The following is a 21854-nucleotide window of genomic DNA, read 5'->3' as shown; positions in this document are numbered from 1 at the left end:
AGTCAAGGTCTCTCAGCCCCACGGCTTGTACTTGGCGACATTCGAGGCGTCGACGAGTTCCGTCGGAACGAGGATCACTTTCTGATCAGGCTCCTTGCCGTTCACGATCGAGATCCCAAGATCAATGGCCTGGCGCATGAGCGCTGCAGGGTCCTGCGCAGCAGTTGCGGTGATCAGACCCCCGGCAGCGATCGCGTCTGTGGCCGAGCTGGCACCGTCGACCGACGTGATGACGACCGATGCGCCCTTCTGTTCGGCCGCTAGCTGCACACCAACGGCGCTCGGGTCGTTGATAGCGAAGAAGCCGTCAAGATCGGGGTTTGCGGTCAGGATATCTGTGGCGATGGGCAATGCCGAGTCACGGCTGTTTTCACCCCGCTGGTCCGCCACGATCTTGATGTCGGGGTACTGACCGAGAATGCCTTTGCAGCCGGTGACGCGATCGTCAACGGCGGACACCGGCGTACCGTTCAGGATGGCTATTTTGCCTTTGCCGCCCAGCTTGTCGGCCAGGGAACGGCACGAGATCTCGCCTGCCTGTTTGTTGTCGGTGGTGATGTTGACGGTGGCATTCTTGGATTGGTTGTCAACGCCGATGACGGGGATGCCCGCACTGACGGCGCGTTTGACGGCCGGCCCGACGCCGTCGGTGTCGGCGGCGTCGATCACGATGAATTTGACCCCGGCAGTGATGAACTGGTCGATCTGGTTCGACTGGGTCTGCACGTCTTCATTGGCCACCTGAGAGAGGACCTCGGCGCCGACCGACTTGCCGTAGCTTTCGGCGGTCTTGGATTCCTGTTGGAAGAAGGGATTGGTGCTGTTGGCGACCGTCACTCCGATCTTCATCGGGCGGTCGCCGGCGGCGCCGGATGCCGTTGCGCATCCTGTGAGTCCGATCGATCCGAACACGCATACGGCCGCGATAACACTGACGTTGGCAATCATGTTTTTGCGGGTTGTTTTCACAGACTTGCTCCTAAGTTTTGTCCTGGAACTGCCTCACGGCTTCGTGTGGGTTGTCAGGGACGAGTGGGAATTACGACCGACTTGATCTGCTCGGAATCGTGCAGGTTATCGAGGGCGGTCTGAAACTGGTCGAGATTGACGACACTTGTGACAATCCCGGCAGTCGAGATCTGGCCGGACTGAAGCGCGAATAGGGCACGCCCGATGCAGTTGGCCTGGGCAAATGAACCTTTGATGGTGAGTTCCCGGCTGAAAACTTCGTAGGGTTTCACAACTGCGAGGGCGTTTTCTCCGGCGAGTCCATAGACGAGAACTGTGCCGCCGTTGCGGGTGAGGCTGAGGCCGAGCTCAAGTACCGATGTAGATCCGGTTGCCTCGATAACCGCATCGAAGCCCTCAGGCGCGATTCGCCGCAACTCCTCGGCGGCGGCGTCCGGATTCGCGCGGTCGATCTGAACGGCGTGGTTCGCTCCTTGCTTAAGTGCGACGGCGAGCTTGGAGGCAGTGGGGGCGGCGACGGTGACTCGCGCTGCGCCGGCCATTCGCAGCAGTTGGGCGAGGATGAGGCCGGTCGGACCTGCGCCAAAGATCAGCACGTCGGAAGCCGGCTTGAGGGCCAGCACGTCGACTCCGTGCAGGGCGCAGGCAGTTGGCTCGGTCAGCACTGCTATGTCGGGGTGGAGACCGCCCGTGGGAAAGATCTTTGATGCGCTGGCGATCATATAGTCTGCAAAGCCGCCCGAGCGGTCGCAGCCGAGCGATCCGAAACTGGCGCAGTAACCTGGCTGTCCTCTCTTACACGATGGACAGTCGCCGCAGAATACAGTCGGGTCTACGACCACTTCGCTGCCAACGGCCGGGCCTGTCGTGCCGTCGCCATAGGCCGCGACCTCTGCGACGATCTCGTGGCCCGGTATCAGTGGGAACTTCGCGATGAAGCCTCCATGAAGGAGGTGTTCGTCCGTCCCACACACACCCACGCGTATCGGACGCAGCAGCACTTCGCCCCGTCCGGGCACGGGAATGGAGATCTGCTCCAGGCTCCAGGATGACCCTTCGTCGAATACGACGGCCTTCATCGTGGCTGTAAGGGAACCGCTCAGCATTGCTCGCTCCTTCGCGAATGATTTCAGATCGACTTATCTCTTGTCGGACTTAGCGTCCATCTTATGCATGCTTTTTAGAAATTACTACCATTGGCGTAGACTTTGTGGAAATTAAATTCCCATGATCAATCGGCGGTCACATCTCCGCCGCACTCGGGCGCAGCGCGCCAAACGCTCCAGGTGTACTGTATTACGGACATGCTGTCCGCCCAATGAAAATATTCCACTTCGATGAAGAAGGTGTAAGCGGTGTCCCGTTCCCCCTGTGAGGAAGCGACAACAATCGCATCCGGATTTAGCTTCCTAGAGAGCCCGCGCTGGCACGAAGGGGCGCTATTCGCCTCCGACTTCTACTCGGAGAGGGTGCTGCGGTTCGACCCGTCGGGCACCCACGAAACCGTGTGCTCGGTTCCCGGCCGCCCATCCGGACTGGGGTTTTCCCCAGACGGCTCGCTCCTGGTCACATCGATGTTAAACCGTGCAGTCATGCGCTGGGACGGCCGCAAACTGTCAGCTCACGCACGCTTCGGGAACCTCATCACCGGCTATGCGAATGACATGCTGGTGACCCCGGAAGGCTGGGCGCTGGTCGGCAGCTTCGGCAATTCTGACGCCCATCCCGATTCGCTGCAACGGACGGGACTTGTGCGGGTGTCGCCCGACGGAACAGCCGACCTCATTGCGCCCGGACTGGTGTTCCCTAACGGCATCGTCTTCACGCCCAACCGCACTGAGATCATCGTGGCGGAGACATTTGCGGCCCGCCTATCTGCGTTCTACTGCTCCGTCGGCGCCGACGGCCGCCCGGAGCTGGGCACCAGCCGCACCTGGAAGCAGTTCGGCGAAGCTCCCGACTACCTCGACATCGCCAGGGCCACCCGGGAACTCGAAGTTCTCCCCGATGGCCTCGCAACCGATTCTGACGGCGCAATCTGGGTGGCATCATCAAACTCCCATGCTGCCCTCCGGGTCTCACCGGAAGGCGAAATCGTTGAGTCGATCGACGTCGGCGAGCTAAGCGTCTATTCACTTGCCCTCGGCGGGGAAGATGGCCGGACGCTCTTTCTGTGCTGTAGCCCGACCTTGGGCACTAGCGATCCAACAACCACGAACGAATCTGTCCTCATGGCCGCCCGCGTCGACGCGCCGGCCGCCTGACTGAAAGGATCATCATGACCACAACCGTTCGCGCCCTGCGCTTCGCCGAGAAGGACCGCGTCTCCGTTGTCGATGCCGCGCTCCCGGAAGCGGGTCCCGGTGAGATCGTGCTGGACGTGAAGGCCGCCGGCCTTTGCGGCAGCGATTTGCACTACTTCCATATGACCCACAACCAGATGCAGAACGCCACCCAGCCGCGCTCCCCCGAAATGACCCCAGGTCACGAGATAGCCGGTGTTGTCGCATCGATCGGCCCGGGTGTCACCCACCCAAGCGTCGGCGACCGCGTCGCAATTCAGCACTACTCCGGGTGTGGAACCTGCGAAACCTGCCGCAAGGGTTGGGACGTGCACTGCGAAAACGCACGTGTGTACTCCCTCAACCGGCCAGGTGGTTGCCAGGACCAAGTCATCGTGACGGCGAAGGACGCCGTGGTGCTGCCGGACTCGGTGAGCTTCGCCACCGGTGCGTTCCTGGCCTGCGGGGCTACCACCGCATATCAGGCGATCCAACGTTCCGAGGTGCGCCCGGGAGGAACGGTGCTTGTGATCGGCGCCGGACCTGTCGGCCTTGCTGTGCTCACCTGGGCAAGAGCTTTGGGCCTCCACGCCATCGCGACCGACCCGAGTCCGCAACGTCGCAAATTCGCCTCAAAGATCGGGTTCACGGACGTCTACGACTCCAACAATTTCGACATCTCCACGCTCCGTGCAGAAAGGGCGGATGTCGTTATCGAGACCTCAGGCAATATCCATGGCCGGCGCGCGGCGCTCGAAGGGGTACGCACATGGGGAACCGTCGTGTTCGTCGGTCTCGGGCCCGGATTCGATATCGATCCCGTTCCCGATCTCATCATGCGTCAAGTGACACTACGAGGCATGTTCGTGTTCAGCGTCCCACTCATGATGGAAGCTGTCAGAGAAGTTGAGAAGCACAGCGTCGACCTCGACCCGATCATTACCCGCATCTCGAACATCGAAGACGGTCCGGCAGCTTTCGCCGATTTCGCGAACGGCAGCGTGGGCAAAACCGTAATCGGTTGGGCATGATGGTGACAATCTCACGGAATGCCGACTGTCAAACCTACCGGCTTGAGAGCGACCTGCTTGCTGTCACCGTCAACCCTGAGCGCGGTGCGGATGTCCTTTCAGTGATCTGGCGCCCGACGGAGACCGAAGTTCTCTGGCAGAACCCGAGGTCGCGCGGATTGCCGCCTGTGCGGGGCGACTACGATACTGATCCTCGTTCGTACTTCGACAACTACCCAGGCGGCATGCAGGAACTTTTTCCGAACGCCGGACCTGCGACAGAAGTAGAAGGGGCAACTCTGCCTTTCCACGGGGAGGCGCTGCGACGACCCTGGACCGTAGAGCAAACGGAGTCGACGCTGACGTGTACTACCGTGCTCACGCGGTACCCGTTCGCTTTGACGAAGACGTTCCGACTTGATGGCGGAGTACTTCATGTCTCCGCTCGCGTCGAGAACATTTCCGACACCGAACTGCCGGTCCACTGGGGCTTCCACCCCGCATTCAATACCCAGACCATTGCGGGGTCAGGCCAGGTGTACGGCGCCTTCGCCGCCTTGACGAGTCATCCGGAAAAGTTTTCCTCCTCGCAACTGCATGCCCCCGGCGCTCGGATCGACGCTTCCCTTGTTGACGGCGTCGGGGTCTTTAATCTGGCACCAGCAGGATCACGCAGTGCCGACCTACTGTACGCTACGGTCTCCGAAGGCTGGTTCGGGCTTAAATCCCCGGGATCGGATCTCTTGGTAACGATGTCGTGGCCCGCAGAAATCCTCCCCGAACTCTGGATCTGGGAAGAAGCCCACGCGCCTGGCGGCTACCCGTGGTGGGGCACAGCGCACATCGTCGCAGTGGAGCCGCACACCACTTCGCCGTTCGGCCCCCTTGAGAGCGAACATGGCGCGATCAAGATCTCCGGCGGTGACACGCTGCAGATCGAACTTACCCTGGGCGTGCAGCCGATCTCCCAGAAGGAGATCCCCATCGGGATGGACGCAACGGGTGTGGCGCAACTGGGAGTGAAGACATGAACCGATTCGAGGGAAAAGTCGCCATCGTTACCGGAGCAGGCGCAGGGATCGGTCGTGCTACAGCCCTGCGGCTCGCCTCGGAGGGTGCGCTGGTAGCAGTTTTTGATATCTCGCAAGAGGGTGCGGATGAGACGGTTAGGCTCATCGATCAGATTGGCGGCCGCGCCGCTCCTTTCGCCGCTGACGTCTCCGAAAAACGCTCCGTGGAGGGGTCGGTGCGGGCGGTTGTCGACCGGCTGGGCGTACCCTACTGTCTGGTCAACTGCGCCGGCATTCTTAAGATCACGCCTGCGCTTGAGATGAGCGTAGAGGACTTCGATGCCGTAATCGGCGTCAACCTCCGCGGGGCATTCCTCATGTCTACCGCCGTCGCCCGCCATCTGGTGGCGGCCAGCCAGCCTGGTCGGATCGTCAACGTATCGTCAATCCACGCCGCGATTTCTCTTCGCGACTCGGCAGGCTATGCCGCCTCCAAGGGCGGGATCGAGGCCCTGACTTTCACGCTCGCAGCCGACTGGGCCGAGTACGGCATCACCGTCAACGCGGTACGGCCGGGCGCCACGTGGTCGGCTCTGACCACACCCATGTACACGCCCGAGGTTCTCTCTGCATTGGAGAGCCGCATCCCTCTCGGTTCCGTCGCACAGGCCGAACAGGTCGCGTCGGCGATCGCCTACCTAGCGTCGGAGGAGGCGTCGTACTCGACCGGCGCAGTTCTCGCCGTAGATGGTGGGTACACGGTCAACGGCGACCTGCCAGGCAATGAGTACTCCTCGATGTGATCAACTACGAAACTGCACCACGCCCCAGGAGTCAGTAGCGGACAGCGGCAGTTGCCCGGCTCGCCGGGCAACTGCCGGGAACTTCTGCGGGTGGCGGTTGACTGCAACGAGCTGAGAACGTTGCCTACGCCAGAAGGCGATTCGCGATAGCCGCCCCGCACTTACGAGCGGGGCGGCTATCGTACATTCGGGCGAGTTGGTATGCCCCGGTGGCGATGACGCTTGGACCGTTATCTTCCGGTAAGCCGTGCACCGACAGTCCATACCCGTGACATCGCCGAATGCCAGAACACATGCTGCGCTTGGCAAACTACTATGCGGCCAGCACTCCAACGCTGCGGGTGATTCGGCGATCCGCGGAGCTATCATCGCAAACCTCGAGTCAACCCCGTCTTTCAAATCTACTCATGTGCTAACGGAATTCCGTTCGAGCCACATTGAACTCGCCCAGCTTGCGCATTTCAAACGGATGCGTGCAGTTTGGGTAGCGCGTCGACCAGCGGGGCCAGTTCGGGTACTGTCTGGGCTTCGGCGAGGGCGCGTTCCAGCGTGGCGTCGTGGGTGGGGCGTGCCTCTTCAAGCAGCCTGATTCCGTTGTCGGTGAGTTCGGTGTAGATGCCGCGCCGGTCATCGGCGCAGAGGATGCGGGTCAGCAGGCCGCGGTCCTCGAGCCTGTTTACCAGCCGCGTGGTGGCGCTGGCGCTGAGCGCGGTGGCGCGGGCCAGCTGCTGCATGCGCATGTGCCAGCCGTCCTGCCGGCTCAAGGCATCGAGCACGGTGTATTCGACGACGGAGAGCTGGGCTTCGGCCTGCAGCGAGCGTTCCAGTTCCGACTCGATCAGGCCGTGCAGGGCCGCGAGGGTCCGCCAGCCCTGCGCGCGGACTTCAACGGCGTCGTCCTTGATGCCCATGTGTACTTCCCTTCGAATCGCGTACCCCACGGATATGAAACGGGGCACAACAAATAATAGTTGCTTGCGCGTGGTATCTGCTTGTGCAACAATAAATAACGCGTCTGCAACTATAAGCTTACGCGCCCTACCCCATTCCGTACAGTTTTGAAGGAGCTTCACTATGCCTATTGGCCTGTTAGCCCTAGCCCTCGGCGGGTTCGGTATCGGACTCACCGAGTTCGTGATCATGGGCCTGCTGCCCGAGGTCGCCGCAGACTTCAGCGTCAGCGAGGCCACGGCCGGCTGGCTGATCTCCGGCTATGCGCTCGCCGTCGTCGTCGGCGCCCTGCTGCTCACGGCGGCCGTGACACGCTTCGAACGCAAGCCGGTCCTGGCCGTCCTGCTGGTGCTGTTCATTGCCGGCAACCTGGTCTCCGCCATCGCCCCCGACTACTCCATGATGATGATCGGCCGGATTGTGGCCGCCCTGGCCCACGGCGCGTTCTTCGGCATTGGGGCAGTCGTGGCCGCGGACATGGTGGCCCCCACTAAGAAAGCCGGCGCCATCGCCATCATGTTCACCGGACTCACCGCCGCCAACGTCCTGGGCGTGCCGTTCGGCACCATGCTCGGCCAGGCCGCCGGCTGGCGCTCCACCTTCTGGGCCATCACGGGCATCGGCGTCCTGGCCCTCGTCGGCATCCTGACCCTGGTCCCTAAGACCGGCCGCGGCGACACCGCCCCCGGGAGCCTCCGCAGCGAACTGCGGGCCTTCCGCTCCGGCCAGGTCTGGCTGTCCATCCTCGTCACCATCCTCGGCTACGGCGGCATGTTCGGCGCCTTCACCTACATCGCCTACACCCTCACCGAGGTCACCGGCTTCGCCGCCTCCACCGTGCCCTGGCTCCTGATCCTCTTCGGCATCGGACTGTTCATCGGCAACACCGTGGGCGGCAAGGCGGCGGACCGGAACGTGGACCGCACCCTTCTGGTGGTCCTGGCTGTGCTCGTGGCGGTCCTCGTGGGGTTCGCGCTGACCGCCGGCAACCAGCCCCTCACCATCGCCTCCATAGTCCTGCTCGGCGGCTTCGGCTTCGCGACGGTCCCCGGACTGCAGATGCGGGTCATGAAATACGCCCACAGCGCCCCCACTTTGGCCTCCGGCGCCAACATCGGCGCGTTCAACGTCGGCAACGCCCTCGGCGCCTGGCTCGGCGGCGTGACCATTACCGCCGGCCTCGGCTACACCTCACCCATCTGGGCCGGAGCCGGCATCACCCTCCTGGGCCTCGGCGTGATGGCCATCGCCGCAGCCGGCGCCAAACGCTCTAAAACGGCGGCCATTATTGGCGACAACACCTCTCAAACCGTGACTGACGCCGTCGTAGAAGCATCAATCTAGCGGAACCTCACCACCTCAAGGAAGCAATCATGACTTCGGATCGTACGGCCGCCTTCTCATCCACTCAAGCCCGGAAATCAGGTCAGCCGCGGTTTCGCGCACTAGATGCTCTGAGCAGGCAGGGCCGGGGAATGACCCTGGGGGTCGAGCTCCCCCTCGACAACGACTTCGCTGCTCGCGGCCCGGCCGGGAAGGAACTGACCTCACCCTTCGGAATACCGGACCTGCGGCAACATCGCGAGCGGGCAGTGCTCGCGGACAAGCTGGGTTTCAAGGCGTTGTGGCTGCGTGACGTGCCGTTGTGGATTCCGGAGTTCGGTGACGCCGGACAGGTTTTTGACCCGTTTGCCTATCTCGGGTTCCTCACTGGTGTCACCGACAACATTCTGTTGGGAACAGCCGCCGTCGTGCTGCCTCTGCGGCACCCGCTGCATGTTGCGAAAATGGCGGCCACCGTCGATCAGCTGTCCGGGGGACGGCTGATCCTCGGTGTCGCCTCCGGGGACCGTCCCGCTGAGTATCCGAATTTCGGCGTGGACTTTGAGTCGCGCGGCGAACAGTACCGAACAGCCGTGAGTACGCTCAGGCGTCTCTGGCGCGACAGCGCTGAACTCCCGAGTGCCAGCATGAAGGTCCTTCCGGCACCACATGAGGGGTCAATTCCGCTGATCGCGGTGGGGCGTGCCCAGCAGAGCACGGAGTGGGTGGCCGAAAACATGGACGGCTACATGACCTATCACCGTCCGGCCCATTTCATGAAGCCCGTAACGGACAAATGGAAACACTCAGTCCCGGGGGGCGAGTACAAACCGGCGATTACCACGATGCTGGTGGATCTGCTCGACGACCCCGACGCCCCGGCAGAGCCCATCAGGTTCGGGGCGCGTTTGGGGCGCCGCCAGCTGCAAAGCTATCTCTGCGAGCTCGAGGGCGCGGGTATTGCGCACGTTGCACTTAACTTCCGTCCCAGTTCCCGGCCAGTCGAAGAGGCTCTCGAAGAGATAGCCGAGCATGTGCTGCCCGCCTTCAGCGGTGAGGCGCCGGAACCTCCCCACGGCGTTGCTCGCAGTTGACGAGTTCACGACGCCTTTGCTGCGAAATTTTCGCTGGCATGGCCACCGCGGGCAGCAGCTTGTTCAGTCGGTTGGGGTTTGCAGGTAAAGGGTGTGGCCGGGGCCTGCGGTCCAGTCTCGGGCCACGATGCTCACGCGGCGGGTTCGTGCCGAGTTCCCAAATCATTGTCCGGCGCGAGTGATCCGGGAGCTGGTACCTCTCCCGGATCGTCGCGACGGCCATCGTATTCGTGCTGTGGTATTGCGGGGAGGCGAAAACCCGTCATCTGACACGACGTCCCGTCGCCTCCGTCCTCCGTTCGCTTAGAACGCTTTGAGGATGTCTTCGACGCGGGCTTTGGCGTCGCCGAAGAGCATTTGGGAGTTGTCGCGGAAGAACAGCGGGTTCTGGACGCCGGCGTAGCCTGCGGCCATGGATCTCTTGAACACCACGACGTTGTCTGCTTCCCAGACGCGCAGGACGGGCATGCCCGCGATGGGGCTGGACGGGTCCTCGGCCGCGGCGGGGTTGACGGTGTCGTTTGCCCCGATCACCAGGACCACCGAGGTCCCGTCTAGGTCCTCGTTGATCTCGTCCATTTCAAGGACGATGTCGTACGGGACCTTTGCCTCGGCGAGGAGCACGTTCATGTGTCCGGGCAGGCGTCCGGCGACCGGGTGGATGCCGAACCTGACGTTCACGCCGCGTTCGCGGAGCTGGTGGGCGAGTTCGGCGACGGGGTACTGGGCCTGGGCGACGGCCATGCCGTAGCCGGGGGTGATGACGACGGACGAGGCGTTGGCCAGCATTTCCGCGGTGGCCTGGGCCGTGATTTCGCGGTGCTCGCCGTGGTCAACGTCCCCCTTGCTGGCGGGGGCGGCGATGCCGAAGCCGCCGGCGATCACGGAGATGAAGGACCGGTTCATGGCCTTGCACATGATGTAGGACAGGTAGGCACCGGAGGAGCCCACCAGGGCGCCGGTGATGATGAGCAGGTCGTTGTTGAGCAGGAAGCCCGCGGCTGCCGCGGCCCAGCCGGAGTAGCTGTTGAGCATGGAGACAACCACAGGCATGTCCCCGCCGCCGATGGAGGCGACCAGGTGCCAGCCCAGCCCCAGGGCGAGGATGGTGACAACGATCAGGAGCCACAGCTGGGAGTCGTTGACGTACCAGACGGTGAGGGCGACGAACGCGACGAGGGCGCCGAGGTTGATGGCGTTCTTCCCCGGCAGCATCAGCGGTGAGGACTTCATCCGGGCCGAGAGTTTCAGGAACGCCACGATCGAGCCGGTGAAGGTCACCGCGCCGATGAAGACACCGATGAAGACCTCGGCATGGTGGACGGCCATCAGGTCCGGGGACAGCGCGGGGGCTTCGAGGTGCCCGTTCCAGCCGACGAGTACCGCGGCGAGGCCAACGAAGCTGTGCAGCAGGGCGATGAGTTCGGGCATGCCCGTCATCTCCACCACACGGGCGCGCCAGAGCCCGATGGCGCCGCCGACCAGCACCGCGGCCAAGAGCAGGATGAGCCCGGTCAGGCCGTGGCCCGTGCCCCAGGCGCCCTGCACGGTCAGCCAGACGGTGGCCGCCAAGGCGATAACCATCCCGGCAATGCCGTAGATGACCCCTGCCCGGGCCTTTTCATGTTTGCTCAGCCCGGCAAGGCTGAGGATGAACAGCAGGGCCGCGACAATGTAGGCCGCCCCCGCGATGGAGTCGGCGGTCAACGGACCGGAGACGGCGTCGGACACGGTAAAACTCCTCGTTAGGATTCCTGCTGCTGCTTCGGGTACGGCGCTCATGAACGTGCCTTCTCACCACGGGAGAACATCGCGAGCATCCGCCGGGTGACAGCGAACCCGCCGAAAATGTTGATACTGGCCAGCAGGACCGCGACGGCGGCGAGAACCTGCATGACGGGGTTCTCCGAGGTGACCTGCAACAGGGCACCGACCACGATGATCCCGGAGATGGCGTTGGTGACCGACATCAGCGGGGTGTGAAGGGCATGGTGCACCTTCCCGATGACGTAGAAGCCCACCACCACCGAAAGCATCAGCACCGTGAAATGCTGCGGCAGCGGAGCCGGCGCCACCGTGTTGACCACAAACAACGCGGCAATGCCCGCGGCAAAAAGACCGGCCTTGCCGGCGGCGCTGAGGCCTTCCTTCTTCTTCGGCGCAGTGCTCTCCGCGGCTGGGCTCTGCGTCTGCGCCGTCGGTGCGGCGGAGACCTGGACCGGCGGCGGCGGCCAGGTCTTCTCCCCGTCGCGCACCACGGTCACTGAACGCTGCACGACGTCGTCGAAATCGATCCGCAGCACCCCGTCCTTCTCCTTCGTCAGGAGCTTGAGCAGGTTCAGCATGTTCGTCCCGTACAGCTGGGACGCCTGCGCCGGCAACCGGGCCGGGAGGTCGGTGTAACCAAGGATCACCACACCGTTCTCCGTGACCACCCGTTCCCCGGCCACCGAGCCTTCCACGTTCCCGCCCTGCCCGGCAGCCATGTCAACGATCACGCTGCCGGACTTCATGCCGGCCACGTCCTCGGCCGTGAGCAGCTTCGGCGCCGGACGCCCCGGGATCAGGGCCGTGGTGATGATGATGTCCACGTCCCGGGCCTGCTCGGAATAGATCTCCGCCGCGCGGGCGTTGTACGCCTCGGACGTGGCCTTGGCATAGCCGTCGGCGGACTTCATCTCTTCTTCCACCTCGACCTTGAGGTAGGTTCCGCCGATGGACTTCACCTGGTCGGCCACCTCGGGCCGCGGGTCGGTTGCGCGGACGATCGCACCCAGGCTGGACGCCGCACCGATCGCGGCCAGGCCTGCGACCCCGGCACCGGCCACCAGGACCTTGGCCGGCGGAACCTTGCCGGCCGCAGTCACCTGGCCGGTGAAGAACCGGCCGAATTCGTGGGCTGCCTCAATCACGGCGCGGTAGCCGGCAATGTTCGCCATCGAACTCAGCACGTCCATCGACTGCGCCCGCGAGATGCGCGGCACGGCATCCAGCGCCAGCGCCGTGATCGGCCGCGCCGCCAGTGCCTCCACCAGTTCCGGACGCAGGCCCGGGCTCAGCGTACCGATCAGCGTGGCGCCGTCAGCCAGCCGGCCGATCTCCTCCTCGGTGGGCGGATTGATCCGCAACACCACCTCACTGCCCCACGCGTCATCGGCGCCCACAATCAGCGCACCCGCCGCCTCGTAGGCCTCGTCACGGAATGACGCGGACTCCCCCGCACCCTTCTCGACCACAACCTCGTAGCCCAACCCCAACAACTGCCCGACGGTGGCAGGCGTTGCCGCCACCCTCGTCTCGCGACCCAACTCGGCCACAATGCCAATACGTGTCACGTTCACTCTCCCTCTTCCAATCAATCCGACATAGCGAAATATTCGGCGAAGCCACTGTGTGGACGCTCGATCTCCTGCTCCCCATAGACGTGTTCTCCAATGGGAATTAGCCGCGCGGGCATGAATTTGGACATGCTGACATTTCTCGTCCTCGTGGTCGGCAGTGGCCACTTCGGATGCGTGCACGAGCTCCATGACGTGCTGCCGGTTGAACACGTCGGCTGGGCTCCCGGGCTGTCACCGAAACTCCGGTGCGCGACGAAGCAGAATTACAGCGTCGACTTGAGGAGCGCCCGTTCGGCACCGCGGTGAGTGGCCAGCCCGGTGCGGGTTCCGCCAGAAGAGGCGGCGACAATTCCGCGCTTGGAGCGGCGGTTCTGCCCAAGCAAGATGCTGATCCCACGGGGGCGGCTTAACCAGCGCTCAATTGCGGCGTATGTGCAAAAGAGGGGTGGGCACGCCCGTGCCCGCCCCTCCCGTGCCCGCCCCTCCCGCGCCCCTCCTCCGCTTGAGCCGTGAACTCCTGGGGTGCTTCTTAGAAGATTGCTCGGCGGGTGCCGCCATCCACGGAAACGGCGGCGCCCACGGTCGCCGACGCTTGCGGGGAACTGAGATAGACGACCAGGTTGGCGACCTCGTCTGTTGTCGCTGCGCGCTGGAGCAGCGAGGTCGGTCGGTGCTCCCTGACGAAGTCGTCGGTCTGTTCCTGGGCGGAGAGCTGGGAGTCACCGCCCATCTTCACAACGAAGTCGGATACGCCCTCGGAGAAGGTCGGTCCTGGAAGCACTGAGTTGACGGTAACTCCAGTCCCGGCGGTCAGTTCCGCCAGCCCCCGTGAGATTCCAAGCTGCATAGTCTTTGTTGCTCCGTAGTGCATCATTTCTGGCGGAATCTGCAGTGCAGATTCGCTCGAGATGAATACGACTCGACCCCAGCCGCCCTTCATCATCCCCGGAAGGTACTGGCGGGCAGTCTTGATTCCCGTGAGGACGTTGACTTCGAAATATCGGATCCATTCGTCGTCGTCGATGTCGAAGAACGACTTGGGCTCAAAAATGCCCAGGTTATTGATCAGGATGTCCACGGCGGGAAGAGCCTCGAAGAGTTGGGCGGTTCCCTCGTCCGAGCAGAGGTCAACAGCCAGTGGTATCAGGGTTCCTGGAAGGTTGAGATTGTTAACCGTCTGGGCGGCTTTCTCCACCCGTTCCGGATTGCGTCCTGTGATGGTCACGGTGGCACCCGCCGCCGCGAGGCCCTTGGCAATCGCGAGCCCGATTCCCTGACTGGACCCTGTAACCAGCGCTTTTTTTCCTTCAAGATTGATGTTCACGTGTTTCGCCTTCTTGTTGTTGTGGTGGCTTATTCAGGTCTTGATGCAGCGCCTAGGTGGCTTCGCCGCGCAGGAATCTGGTTGCGGCGACTGCGGCAATGAGGGCCGTTCCGGTGAACAACGGCTCAATCCAGAACGGCGCTCCGATGAGTGCCAGCCCTGTGGTGCCGACCTGGAGGGTTATGACGGCGACGATGGTGCCCCACACGTTAAAAGTACCCGGGAGGAACGCGGTGGCGCCCAAAAAAACTGCGGCATAGGCAGGAAGCAGCATGGGGGGGCCCACCGTTGGGCTGCCGCTTCCGAGGATTCCTGCCTGGATCACACCGGCGATTCCGGCCAGGGCCCCCGCCCCAGCGAACGCTCCAATGGTGAACCGCGGTACGGCGATCCCGGAGAGGCGCGCGGCATCCCTCGACCCGCCAATTGCGTACAGAAAGCGCCCGGCGGGCGTCTGGGACAGTATGTACCAGACAATCAGCCCTATGGCTGCCGCGACGACCACGGGCAAGGGAATGCCGAGCAGGTTGCCTTGCCCGAGCCCGGTTAGCTCCTCGGGGATGTTCTCGTAGAAGACGTTCCCGAGCGTGTAGGCGCCGATAAGTCCGGTGAGGATGGTGCTCATGCCAATAGTGACGATGAAGGAGTTGATCCCCACCTTGCTGACCAGCAGGCCGTTGATTAGTCCAACAGCGGTGCAGGCCGCAATGGCGGCGATCATGGCGGGGACCGCCGGCATGCCCTGCTGTGAAGTCAGGCCTGTCACCAGGATCAGTCCGAGGCCCAGGTTGGCAGCCACGGAGAGATCAAGTTCTCCGACGATCAGCGGAAGGAGCAGCCCGATTGCAAGGATTGTCAGTACCGCCTGCAGGTTCAGCACTGTTTTGAGGTTGTCCACCGTTGCAAAGGTGTCGGGGGCCGCAAGGGAGAAAACGATAATCAGGAGCATCAGGAGCAGCGGCAGCGCTATCCGGGCGAAGAACAATGGCAGCGCCTCATTTTGCCGCCTTCGCAGGATGCGAAATCCGGTTTTTCTAGGCTCACGGGCTGTTGATGGGGCAGATGACGGGTCGAGGGTCGAGGTCATGACGTTGTTTCCTTAGTTCGTTCGCCGTCGAAGTACATCGACTGCGTGACCTTGCCGGCGGTAAGGCCGGCGGTTGATTCCTCGGCAACGATGCGTCCATGCCGGAGAATGAGGATCCGATGACTGAGGGCAATCATCTGTTCGATCTCGGAAGAGATCAGCACGACCGCGGCGCCCCGTTCAGCCGCGCGGTTGATGAGGTCGAATATCTCCGCGCGGGCGCCGATGTCCACACCTTGGACGGGTTCGTCGAAGATGACAATGTCGGGACTGGTTTCCAGCCATTTGGCGATGACCACTTTTTGCTGGTTTCCCCCGGACAGCACCTTGAAAAGCCTTTGGGAGGACGCCGGTCTGACGTCGTACTCGCCGATCTTTTGAGCTATCCACTTTCGTTCCGTTCCGGTTGAGAGCCTGACTCGCCGCCAGAACCGGTCGATGGACGTAATGGTGAGGTTCTCCCCGACGCTCATGTCCAGCACTCCGCCGTCCCGACGACGGTTCTCTGGGATGAGTGCGATCTTCCGCGCCACCGCGTCCCTCGGCGTCCGGAACCGGCATTCACTGCCTTTGACTGTGATGGTGCCACGGACGGGTTCCTGGGCGCCAAAGAGTATGCGGGCGAGTTCACTCCGGCCGGATCCGAGCATCCCGGCGACGCCGATGATTTCGCCGGCACGGATCGTGAATGAGACATCCTTCAGTCGTTTTCCGGTTAGTCCCCGGACGTCCATGAGCTCACGTCCTGGCATCCCCAGCTCACGGGCGAGGGGCAAAGCCTCGACGTCCCGCCCCACGATCAGGCGGACAAGGCTCTTACGATCCGTGTCAGCGATGCCGATGGTTTCAATATTCCGGCCATCCCGCAGGACCGTGGCCCGGTCCGCGAACGAGGCCAGCTCTTCGAGTTTATGGGTCACATAGAGCACAGCCACGCCGCTTTCAACCACTTTCCGGACGGCGGCGAAGAGCAGCGCAGCTTCCGAGTCGGGCAAAGCAGCCGTGGGCTCATCCAGCACCAGAACCTTGGCCCCTTCACCGGCTGAGCTGAGCGCCCTGGCTATCGCCACGATGGTCTGTTGCGCGATCGGCAAGCGCCCCACGGGGGTGTTGGGGTCGAGGTCGGCGTGCCCCAAGCGGGCGAGTTCCGCAACGGTGTTTTCCCGCATTCGCGACCAGCGGATCCTCGAAAACAACCCCGATCCGTAGCTCCTTGAGGCTTCGAAGTTCTCGGTGATGGACAGGTTCGGAATGAGTCCAAGGTCCTGATGCACGAACACCAGACCCATTGCCGCCGCTTGGGCGGGCTCGAAAGGCAACGTGACGGGAACGCCGTCGAGGGTCATTTCTGCGCCTTCGTCGGGATGATGGAACCCTGCAAGGCATTTGATAAGCGTCGACTTTCCGCAGCCGTTCTGGCCCAGGAGCGCGTGTACTTCCCCCGCGCGCAGCTCCAGGGCCACCGTATCGAGAGCCTTTTGTCCGACGAAGGTCTTGGACAGGCCCCGCAACGTCAGGACAGTGCGGGGCGAATCGGCGGTGTTCACGTCAGCCGACCTTCCACAGTCCCTTGTAAAGGGCGACTCCGTCGAAGTCTCCGTCCCAGCCGCCGGAAGCCGGGGCGTTCTCCGCTGTAACGAGCTTGCCGGTGATGCCCTGGTCCTGCGGCTTCTGGCCACTGAAGATCCTGTTGAGATTGTCCACCTGGCCGTAACCTGCACGGCCGAAGGCGAATCCGATGGACGCCGCCTGGAAACCCCCCTTGCGGATCATCTCGGTATTGGCCACGTCGGCGTCCACCGAAATTCCGAAAGCTTTCTTGGAATCAGCCAGCCCTGCCTGCTGTAGCCCCTGGGAGAAGAACAGCATGGCCGCGTCGAATCCTGCGAACAGCACGTTGTAGCGCGGGTTGCTGCGGGCCAACTGGGCAACGCGCCCTGGCGCGACGGTGCTGATTTCACCTGCCAGGAACGAGCTCTCGGCTACCTGCTCGCAACCTGCTCCGGCAGCCTTGCAGTCCTCAATGAACTGTTTGAGGCCGCTCACGCGCGCCTTCACGGTGTCGAATTCCGGATCGGTCAGGACGATGAATTTCGGTGCTGAATTGAAACGCTTGCGCGCTTCAAGGAACGCGAACTCCCCCAAGAGGTATCCTGCTTTGTTGTTTGCGTCCAGAGCTGGAATCAGCGACTGGTAAAGGTCATCCTTGTTGCCGCACATGTTGCAGGTGACGGCGATGCCTGCATCCCTGGCCGACTTGATGTCACCCTGAACTGCAGCGGCGTCGATGGACGTCAACGCGATGGCATCGACTTTCCGGGAGACTGCCCGCTGGATGGCCGCGGAGATCTTGGTGCTGTCGCTCGCGGGGTCGTCGATGCTCGCGTCCCAGCCAAGCAGCCGCGAGGCTTCCTGCGTTGAACGGGCCGGCCGCGCGCACCCTTCCACGGCCATGGAACAAGGAATGATCACGATCTTCTTGGGCCCGTTGGAGAGCGATGCGCTGGCTGGGACGGGGTTGGTCGTGGTGGTCTGCGGTGCGGTTGCAGCTGCGACGTCGGCGGTGATTTTTGCCGTGAACGCCGCTGACGCCTCGGAGTCTGCCTGTGACGTCTGGCTGGCCGGGGCGGGACCGCAGGCCGTGGTCAGTGCGACAAGGCAGGCAAGCACGGCTACTGCCGCGCTCCCCCGGTAGCGGTTTCTCCGTTGAAACATGGTGGGCCCTCTCTGAATGTGCACTGCAGGCGCTCTGGCGGCAGAACCTATGCGGCCGGGACCAGTTGGTGCTGCAGTGGCATTACCGTCATTGGTAACAGCATCAAAGTAGCAGGAATTTCCCGTCATGACCATAGTTTCGGCAGAAAGTTCTATCTATGGCCATCGGGGCTATTCTACGGTGACTGACTTGGCGAGGTTCCGAGGCTGGTCAATGTCCAGCCCCTTCGCGTTCGCCAGCCTGGCAGCAAAAATTTGCAGCGGGATGGTAGTTAGTAGTGGCGCCAGAAGCGGATTTGATGCCGGCACGGCCACCACCACATCCGCCCAGGCCCCCGTCACTGCGTCCCCTTCTTCACAGACGCCGATGACGCGACCGCCGCGCGCCTTGATCTCCTGGATCGTCGACATCATCTTCGCGTGAAGCGTCCGGCTACTCACGGGTGAGGGCACAATGACGACGACCGGCTGTCCGGGCTCGATGAGGGCAATCGGACCATGCTTAAGCTCGCCGGCTGCAAAGCCTTCGGCGTGAATGTACGCCAGCTCCTTCAGCTTCAGGGCCCCCTCCATGGCCACTGGGTGCCCGACATGCCTACCGATGAAGAGTACCGCCGTCGCATCGGCTAGCGATTCGGCGAGCGCGGCGATCTGTTCCTCCGCCGCCAGTGCCCGTTGGATCTTTTCCGGCATGCCTCCTAGTTCGAGGATTGCCCCGGAAATTTCCAGCGGGTCCCCGGTCCCCCGCAACTGGGCAAGGTAGAGAGCGAGCAGGAGCGCGGCTGTCACCTGGGTAAGGAACGCCTTAGTGGAGGCCACGGCCACCTCAGGACCTGCATGCGTGTACAACACACCGTCGGATTCACGCGGAATAGTCGCTCCCACGGTGTTGCAGATGGCGAGCACCTTGGCTCCTTGTTCAAGGGCGTACCGCACGGCCATCAGCGTGTCCATCGTCTCGCCGGACTGCGATATGGCTATCACCAGCGTCCTGTCATCAAGCATCGGACAGCGGTAACGGAACTCGTGGGCAAAGTCGACTTCAACCGGAATCCTGGACCAGCGCTCTATGGCGTATTTCGCAATCTGCCCGGCATAGGAGGCCGTACCGCAGGCCACGACGATGATCTTCCGGACGCCGGCCAGAGCTGCGTCGCTGATTCCAAGCTGGCCCAGAGACAGGGTCCCGTCTGCTCCTATCCTCTCCCGGAGAGTGCGGCGGACCGCTTCTGGCTGCTCTTGGATCTCCTTCGCCATGAACGAGGAATGGCCATCCTTCGTGGCCGAGCTGGCGTCCCAGTCGACGACGAATTCCTTACCGGCAGCGCGTTTGCCGTGGAAATCAGTGATGGTCACTTCGTCAGCCGTGAGGCTGACAACCTGATCCTGCCCGAGCTCAATGGCGCGGCGGGTTGAGTCTATGAATGCCGACACATCCGATCCGAGAAAATTTTCGCGTTCACCCCGGCCAACCACGAGCGGGGAATTCCTCCGCGCCGCGACGATGAGTCCGGGATGGTTGCTATGTACCGCAAGAAGCGTGAAGGACCCCTCCAGCTCCGCGCAGGTACGGCGCATGGCTGCCGCCAGAGCATCACCGCCAGCCTGATCTCCACCCAGGGTGAGGTAGACATGAGCCAGTAGCGCAGCTGCGACTTCGGTGTCGGTCTCCGAGAGAAACACGTGGCCACGGGCCGTCAAGCGGCCCCGCAACGGGCCGGAATTTTCGATGATCCCGTTATGAATGACAGCCAATCGGCCATCATCAGCAAGGTGCGGATGGGCGTTCGCGTCCGTCGGCGCCCCGTGCGTGGCCCACCGCGTATGGCCTATGGCTACCTGCGCGGGGGGCAGCGGGTTGGAGCGGAGAAGGTTTTCAAGATTCGCTAACTTTCCAGCTTTCTTTCGGGAGCTGATCCCGCGGTCAGCGAGCACGGCCACGCCCGCCGAGTCGTACCCCCTGTATTCAAGGCGGCTCAAGCCACCGAGGACGACGTTCAGGGCACGATTTTCGATATTGCCCTGGTCTTGGTTGACGCTTCCGACATATCCCACGATTCCACACATGGCCCCCAGCTTACATCTGTTGGGAATTTTCTTCCCAAACTATTTTCTGGTTGGAAAATTCTTGCTACTGTGTGATCAAGAGCAACGCCAATGGCAACGGCGACCGCTTACTGGACACCAGAAAGGCACCGAAAATGTTCAATCGCACACAACGGCGTGTCACGGCTTTGTGGCAAACTTCTCCGGGAAACAGCGCCACCGTGTCACCGTCGCACACGCGGCAGCCTCCGATGGCCGCGTGATCGACGTGGAAGCACCGACCGTTCCCTCCGAAGCGGATGGTGACCCTGTGAACTTCCCTCTGGTCCGTCTAATTCCCGACGGACCGGGGGCAGACTATCTCACCGCTGCCGCCGCTCCATCGGGGGACGTCAGGTTCTGGTGGTTGGGTCAGGCCGGATTTGCTCTGGAACACGACGGACGCCGGATACTCATTGATCCCTATCTCTCGGACAGTCTCGCCACTAAATACGCGGGGACCGTCTTCCCGCACACTCGCCTTCATCCAGTCCCTGTGGACCCGGAACAGATGGTGGGCATACAGGCTGTTCTTCACAGCCACGCCCATACTGACCATTTGGATCCGGAGACCGTCCGGGCCCTGCAGACGAGGAACCGTCCCTTCTTCCTTGCCCCCAGGGCACGAACCCAGGTGGCCATGGACCGGCACATCCCCGTCGAGCTGTTGATTCCGGTCACAGCCGGCAGCAGCGTGGAACTAGCCAGCGACATCAGCGTCACCGTCGTCCCGGCAGCCCACGAAGATCTGGAAACCGACATCAACGGGGATTCCGTTTTCCTGGGCTACATCATCGACATCGCAGGCGTGAAGATATACCACTCTGGTGACTGCGTCCCCTACCAGGGCCAGGCAGAACTCCTCCGCAACATGCGGGTCGACCTTGCGCTGCTCCCCATCAACGGTAGGGACAGCCACCGGCTTCAGAACGGGGTGCCGGGGAACTTCACGGTGAATGAAGCCCTCGAACTGTGCGCGGCGGCGGACATCCCGGCCGTCGTCGGGCACCACTTCGGCCTCTTTGACTTCAACACAGTAGACCCCGGCGAGGCGGCACAGGAGTTCACGCACCTGGCCGGCGACGTGCAGTGGACGCTCCCGTCACTCGGACAGGCGTACCACATCACCCCCGCCCGGACAGCCAACGTCCCGCAGAACGAAAGAAGGCAACCGGCATGAACGCCGAGGACCTGCTCCAGAGACTTCGCGAGCTCGCGATAGTGCCAGTCATTGAAATCGAATATGCCGACGACGCAATTCCGCTGGGCAAGACGCTTGTCGACGCGGGCCTTCCCGTCGCGGAGATCACCTTCAGAACCCCCGTTGCGGCCGACGCCATCGCCCGCATGGTGGACAACGTCCCAGGACTGCTGGTCGGGGCCGGAACCATCCTGTCCGAAGACGACGTCGATGCAGCAGCAGACGCCGGTGCACACTTCATCGTCTCCCCGGGGCTCAACGCCTCGGTCGTGGAGCGGGCCAGGCAACGCTCGATCCCGATCATCCCAGGCGTCACCTCGCCGTCAGAAATCGAGGCGGCGCGGTCCCTGGGGCTGCGTTTACTCAAGCTCTTCCCGGCCGAGGCCATCGGCGGCATACCCCTGGTCAAGGCCCTCAGCGCCCCGTACCCGGACGTGTCGTTCATGCCCACCGGCGGGATCACCGCAGACACCGTCTCAGCGTGGTTGGCCCAGCCATCCGTGGCAGCCTGCGGCGGATCCTGGATCGCCACCAAGGATGCCGTAACCGGCCGGCGCTGGGAGGAAATCACCACCAAGGCAGGCCAGGCAGCTGAACTCGCCGCCAGCTCCCCACGCTCCCGCACGGCGGGAACCCGGGCCTAAGCAGGCCATCCCCAA

Annotated in this window: 18 protein-coding genes; 8 read left to right on the top strand and 10 right to left on the bottom strand. The window is 62.9% G+C overall.

What is annotated here, in order from left to right; all coding sequences use genetic code 11:
- Nucleotides 1–12: 12 nt before the first annotated feature.
- On the bottom strand, nucleotides 13–969 hold the full coding sequence (locus ARTH_RS09265; RefSeq protein WP_011691680.1) for a substrate-binding domain-containing protein: 957 nt from the start codon (nucleotides 967–969) through the stop codon (nucleotides 13–15).
- A gap of 53 nt (nucleotides 970–1022) precedes the next feature.
- Entirely contained in the window at nucleotides 1023–2075 is a 1053-nt protein-coding gene (locus tag ARTH_RS09260) for a zinc-dependent alcohol dehydrogenase family protein (protein WP_011691679.1), read from the bottom strand.
- A gap of 249 nt (nucleotides 2076–2324) precedes the next feature.
- Between ARTH_RS09260 and ARTH_RS09255 the strand changes: the two genes are divergently transcribed.
- The 4 genes from ARTH_RS09255 to ARTH_RS09240 are packed head-to-tail and all read left to right on the top strand — an operon-like array spanning nucleotide 2325 to nucleotide 6074.
- The gene (locus ARTH_RS09255) at nucleotides 2325–3233 is read left to right on the top strand and encodes an SMP-30/gluconolactonase/LRE family protein (protein WP_011691678.1); all 909 of its coding nucleotides are present in this window, start codon (nucleotides 2325–2327) and stop codon (nucleotides 3231–3233) included.
- Nucleotides 3234–3247: 14 nt separating this feature from the next.
- The gene (locus tag ARTH_RS09250; protein WP_011691677.1) at nucleotides 3248–4282 is read left to right on the top strand and encodes a zinc-dependent alcohol dehydrogenase family protein; all 1035 of its coding nucleotides are present in this window, start codon (nucleotides 3248–3250) and stop codon (nucleotides 4280–4282) included.
- Complete coding sequence (locus tag ARTH_RS23840; RefSeq protein ID WP_156810651.1) at nucleotides 4279–5292, top strand: aldose epimerase family protein; 1014 nt, start codon at nucleotides 4279–4281, stop codon at nucleotides 5290–5292. The genes ARTH_RS09250 and ARTH_RS23840 overlap by 4 nt, the downstream gene beginning before the upstream one ends.
- Nucleotides 5289–6074, top strand: coding sequence for an SDR family NAD(P)-dependent oxidoreductase (locus tag ARTH_RS09240; protein WP_011691675.1), 786 nt, complete (start codon nucleotides 5289–5291; stop codon nucleotides 6072–6074). The genes ARTH_RS23840 and ARTH_RS09240 overlap by 4 nt, the downstream gene beginning before the upstream one ends.
- A gap of 461 nt (nucleotides 6075–6535) precedes the next feature.
- Here ARTH_RS09240 and ARTH_RS09235 read toward each other — a convergent pair whose 3' ends face one another.
- The gene (locus ARTH_RS09235; RefSeq protein WP_011691674.1) at nucleotides 6536–6985 is read right to left on the bottom strand and encodes a MarR family winged helix-turn-helix transcriptional regulator; all 450 of its coding nucleotides are present in this window, start codon (nucleotides 6983–6985) and stop codon (nucleotides 6536–6538) included.
- 163 nt (nucleotides 6986–7148) lie between these two features.
- On the opposite strand from ARTH_RS09235, the gene ARTH_RS09230 reads away from it, so the two are divergent.
- Nucleotides 7149–8369 (top strand): MFS transporter, encoded by a 1221-nt coding sequence (locus tag ARTH_RS09230; protein WP_011691673.1) that lies wholly within the window; start codon nucleotides 7149–7151, stop codon nucleotides 8367–8369.
- A 131-nt stretch (nucleotides 8370–8500) separates the two neighbouring features.
- A complete protein-coding gene (locus tag ARTH_RS09225; protein WP_011691672.1) occupies nucleotides 8501–9442 on the top strand; it encodes an LLM class oxidoreductase in 942 nt (313 codons plus the stop codon).
- A 303-nt stretch (nucleotides 9443–9745) separates the two neighbouring features.
- On the opposite strand, the gene pntB is transcribed toward ARTH_RS09225, so the two are convergent.
- The 7 genes from pntB to glmS form a co-directional block, all read right to left on the bottom strand.
- On the bottom strand, nucleotides 9746–11224 hold the full coding sequence (pntB, locus tag ARTH_RS09220; protein ID WP_011691671.1) for a Re/Si-specific NAD(P)(+) transhydrogenase subunit beta: 1479 nt from the start codon (nucleotides 11222–11224) through the stop codon (nucleotides 9746–9748).
- Nucleotides 11221–12777 (bottom strand): Re/Si-specific NAD(P)(+) transhydrogenase subunit alpha, encoded by a 1557-nt coding sequence (locus ARTH_RS09215; RefSeq protein ID WP_011691670.1) that lies wholly within the window; start codon nucleotides 12775–12777, stop codon nucleotides 11221–11223. Before ARTH_RS09215 ends, pntB begins: the two co-directional genes overlap by 4 nt.
- 535 nt (nucleotides 12778–13312) lie before the next feature.
- On the bottom strand, nucleotides 13313–14107 hold the full coding sequence (locus ARTH_RS09205) for an SDR family NAD(P)-dependent oxidoreductase (RefSeq protein ID WP_011691669.1): 795 nt from the start codon (nucleotides 14105–14107) through the stop codon (nucleotides 13313–13315).
- 52 nt (nucleotides 14108–14159) lie between these two features.
- The gene (locus tag ARTH_RS09200) at nucleotides 14160–15092 is read right to left on the bottom strand and encodes an ABC transporter permease (RefSeq protein ID WP_052309670.1); all 933 of its coding nucleotides are present in this window, start codon (nucleotides 15090–15092) and stop codon (nucleotides 14160–14162) included.
- A 98-nt stretch (nucleotides 15093–15190) separates the two neighbouring features.
- On the bottom strand, nucleotides 15191–16741 hold the full coding sequence (locus ARTH_RS09195) for a sugar ABC transporter ATP-binding protein (RefSeq protein WP_011691667.1): 1551 nt from the start codon (nucleotides 16739–16741) through the stop codon (nucleotides 15191–15193).
- 1 nt (nucleotide 16742) lies between these two features.
- Nucleotides 16743–17909 (bottom strand): sugar ABC transporter substrate-binding protein, encoded by a 1167-nt coding sequence (locus ARTH_RS23100; protein ID WP_011691666.1) that lies wholly within the window; start codon nucleotides 17907–17909, stop codon nucleotides 16743–16745.
- A gap of 171 nt (nucleotides 17910–18080) precedes the next feature.
- On the bottom strand, nucleotides 18081–19976 hold the full coding sequence (gene glmS, locus ARTH_RS09185) for a glutamine--fructose-6-phosphate transaminase (isomerizing) (RefSeq protein ID WP_011691665.1): 1896 nt from the start codon (nucleotides 19974–19976) through the stop codon (nucleotides 18081–18083).
- Between glmS and ARTH_RS09180 the strand changes: the two genes are divergently transcribed.
- Nucleotides 19975–21174 (top strand): MBL fold metallo-hydrolase, encoded by a 1200-nt coding sequence (locus tag ARTH_RS09180; protein WP_156810790.1) that lies wholly within the window; start codon nucleotides 19975–19977, stop codon nucleotides 21172–21174. The genes glmS and ARTH_RS09180 overlap by 2 nt on opposite strands.
- On the top strand, nucleotides 21171–21839 hold the full coding sequence (eda, locus tag ARTH_RS09175) for a bifunctional 4-hydroxy-2-oxoglutarate aldolase/2-dehydro-3-deoxy-phosphogluconate aldolase (RefSeq protein WP_011691663.1): 669 nt from the start codon (nucleotides 21171–21173) through the stop codon (nucleotides 21837–21839). Before ARTH_RS09180 ends, eda begins: the two co-directional genes overlap by 4 nt.
- The last annotated feature ends 15 nt before the right edge of the window (nucleotides 21840–21854 follow it).

The organism is Arthrobacter sp. FB24 (genome assembly GCF_000196235.1).
Lineage (GTDB): Bacteria > Actinomycetota > Actinomycetes > Actinomycetales > Micrococcaceae > Arthrobacter.
Note: the sequence above shows the minus strand (reverse complement) of the source record. Positions and strands in the feature narration are given on the sequence as shown.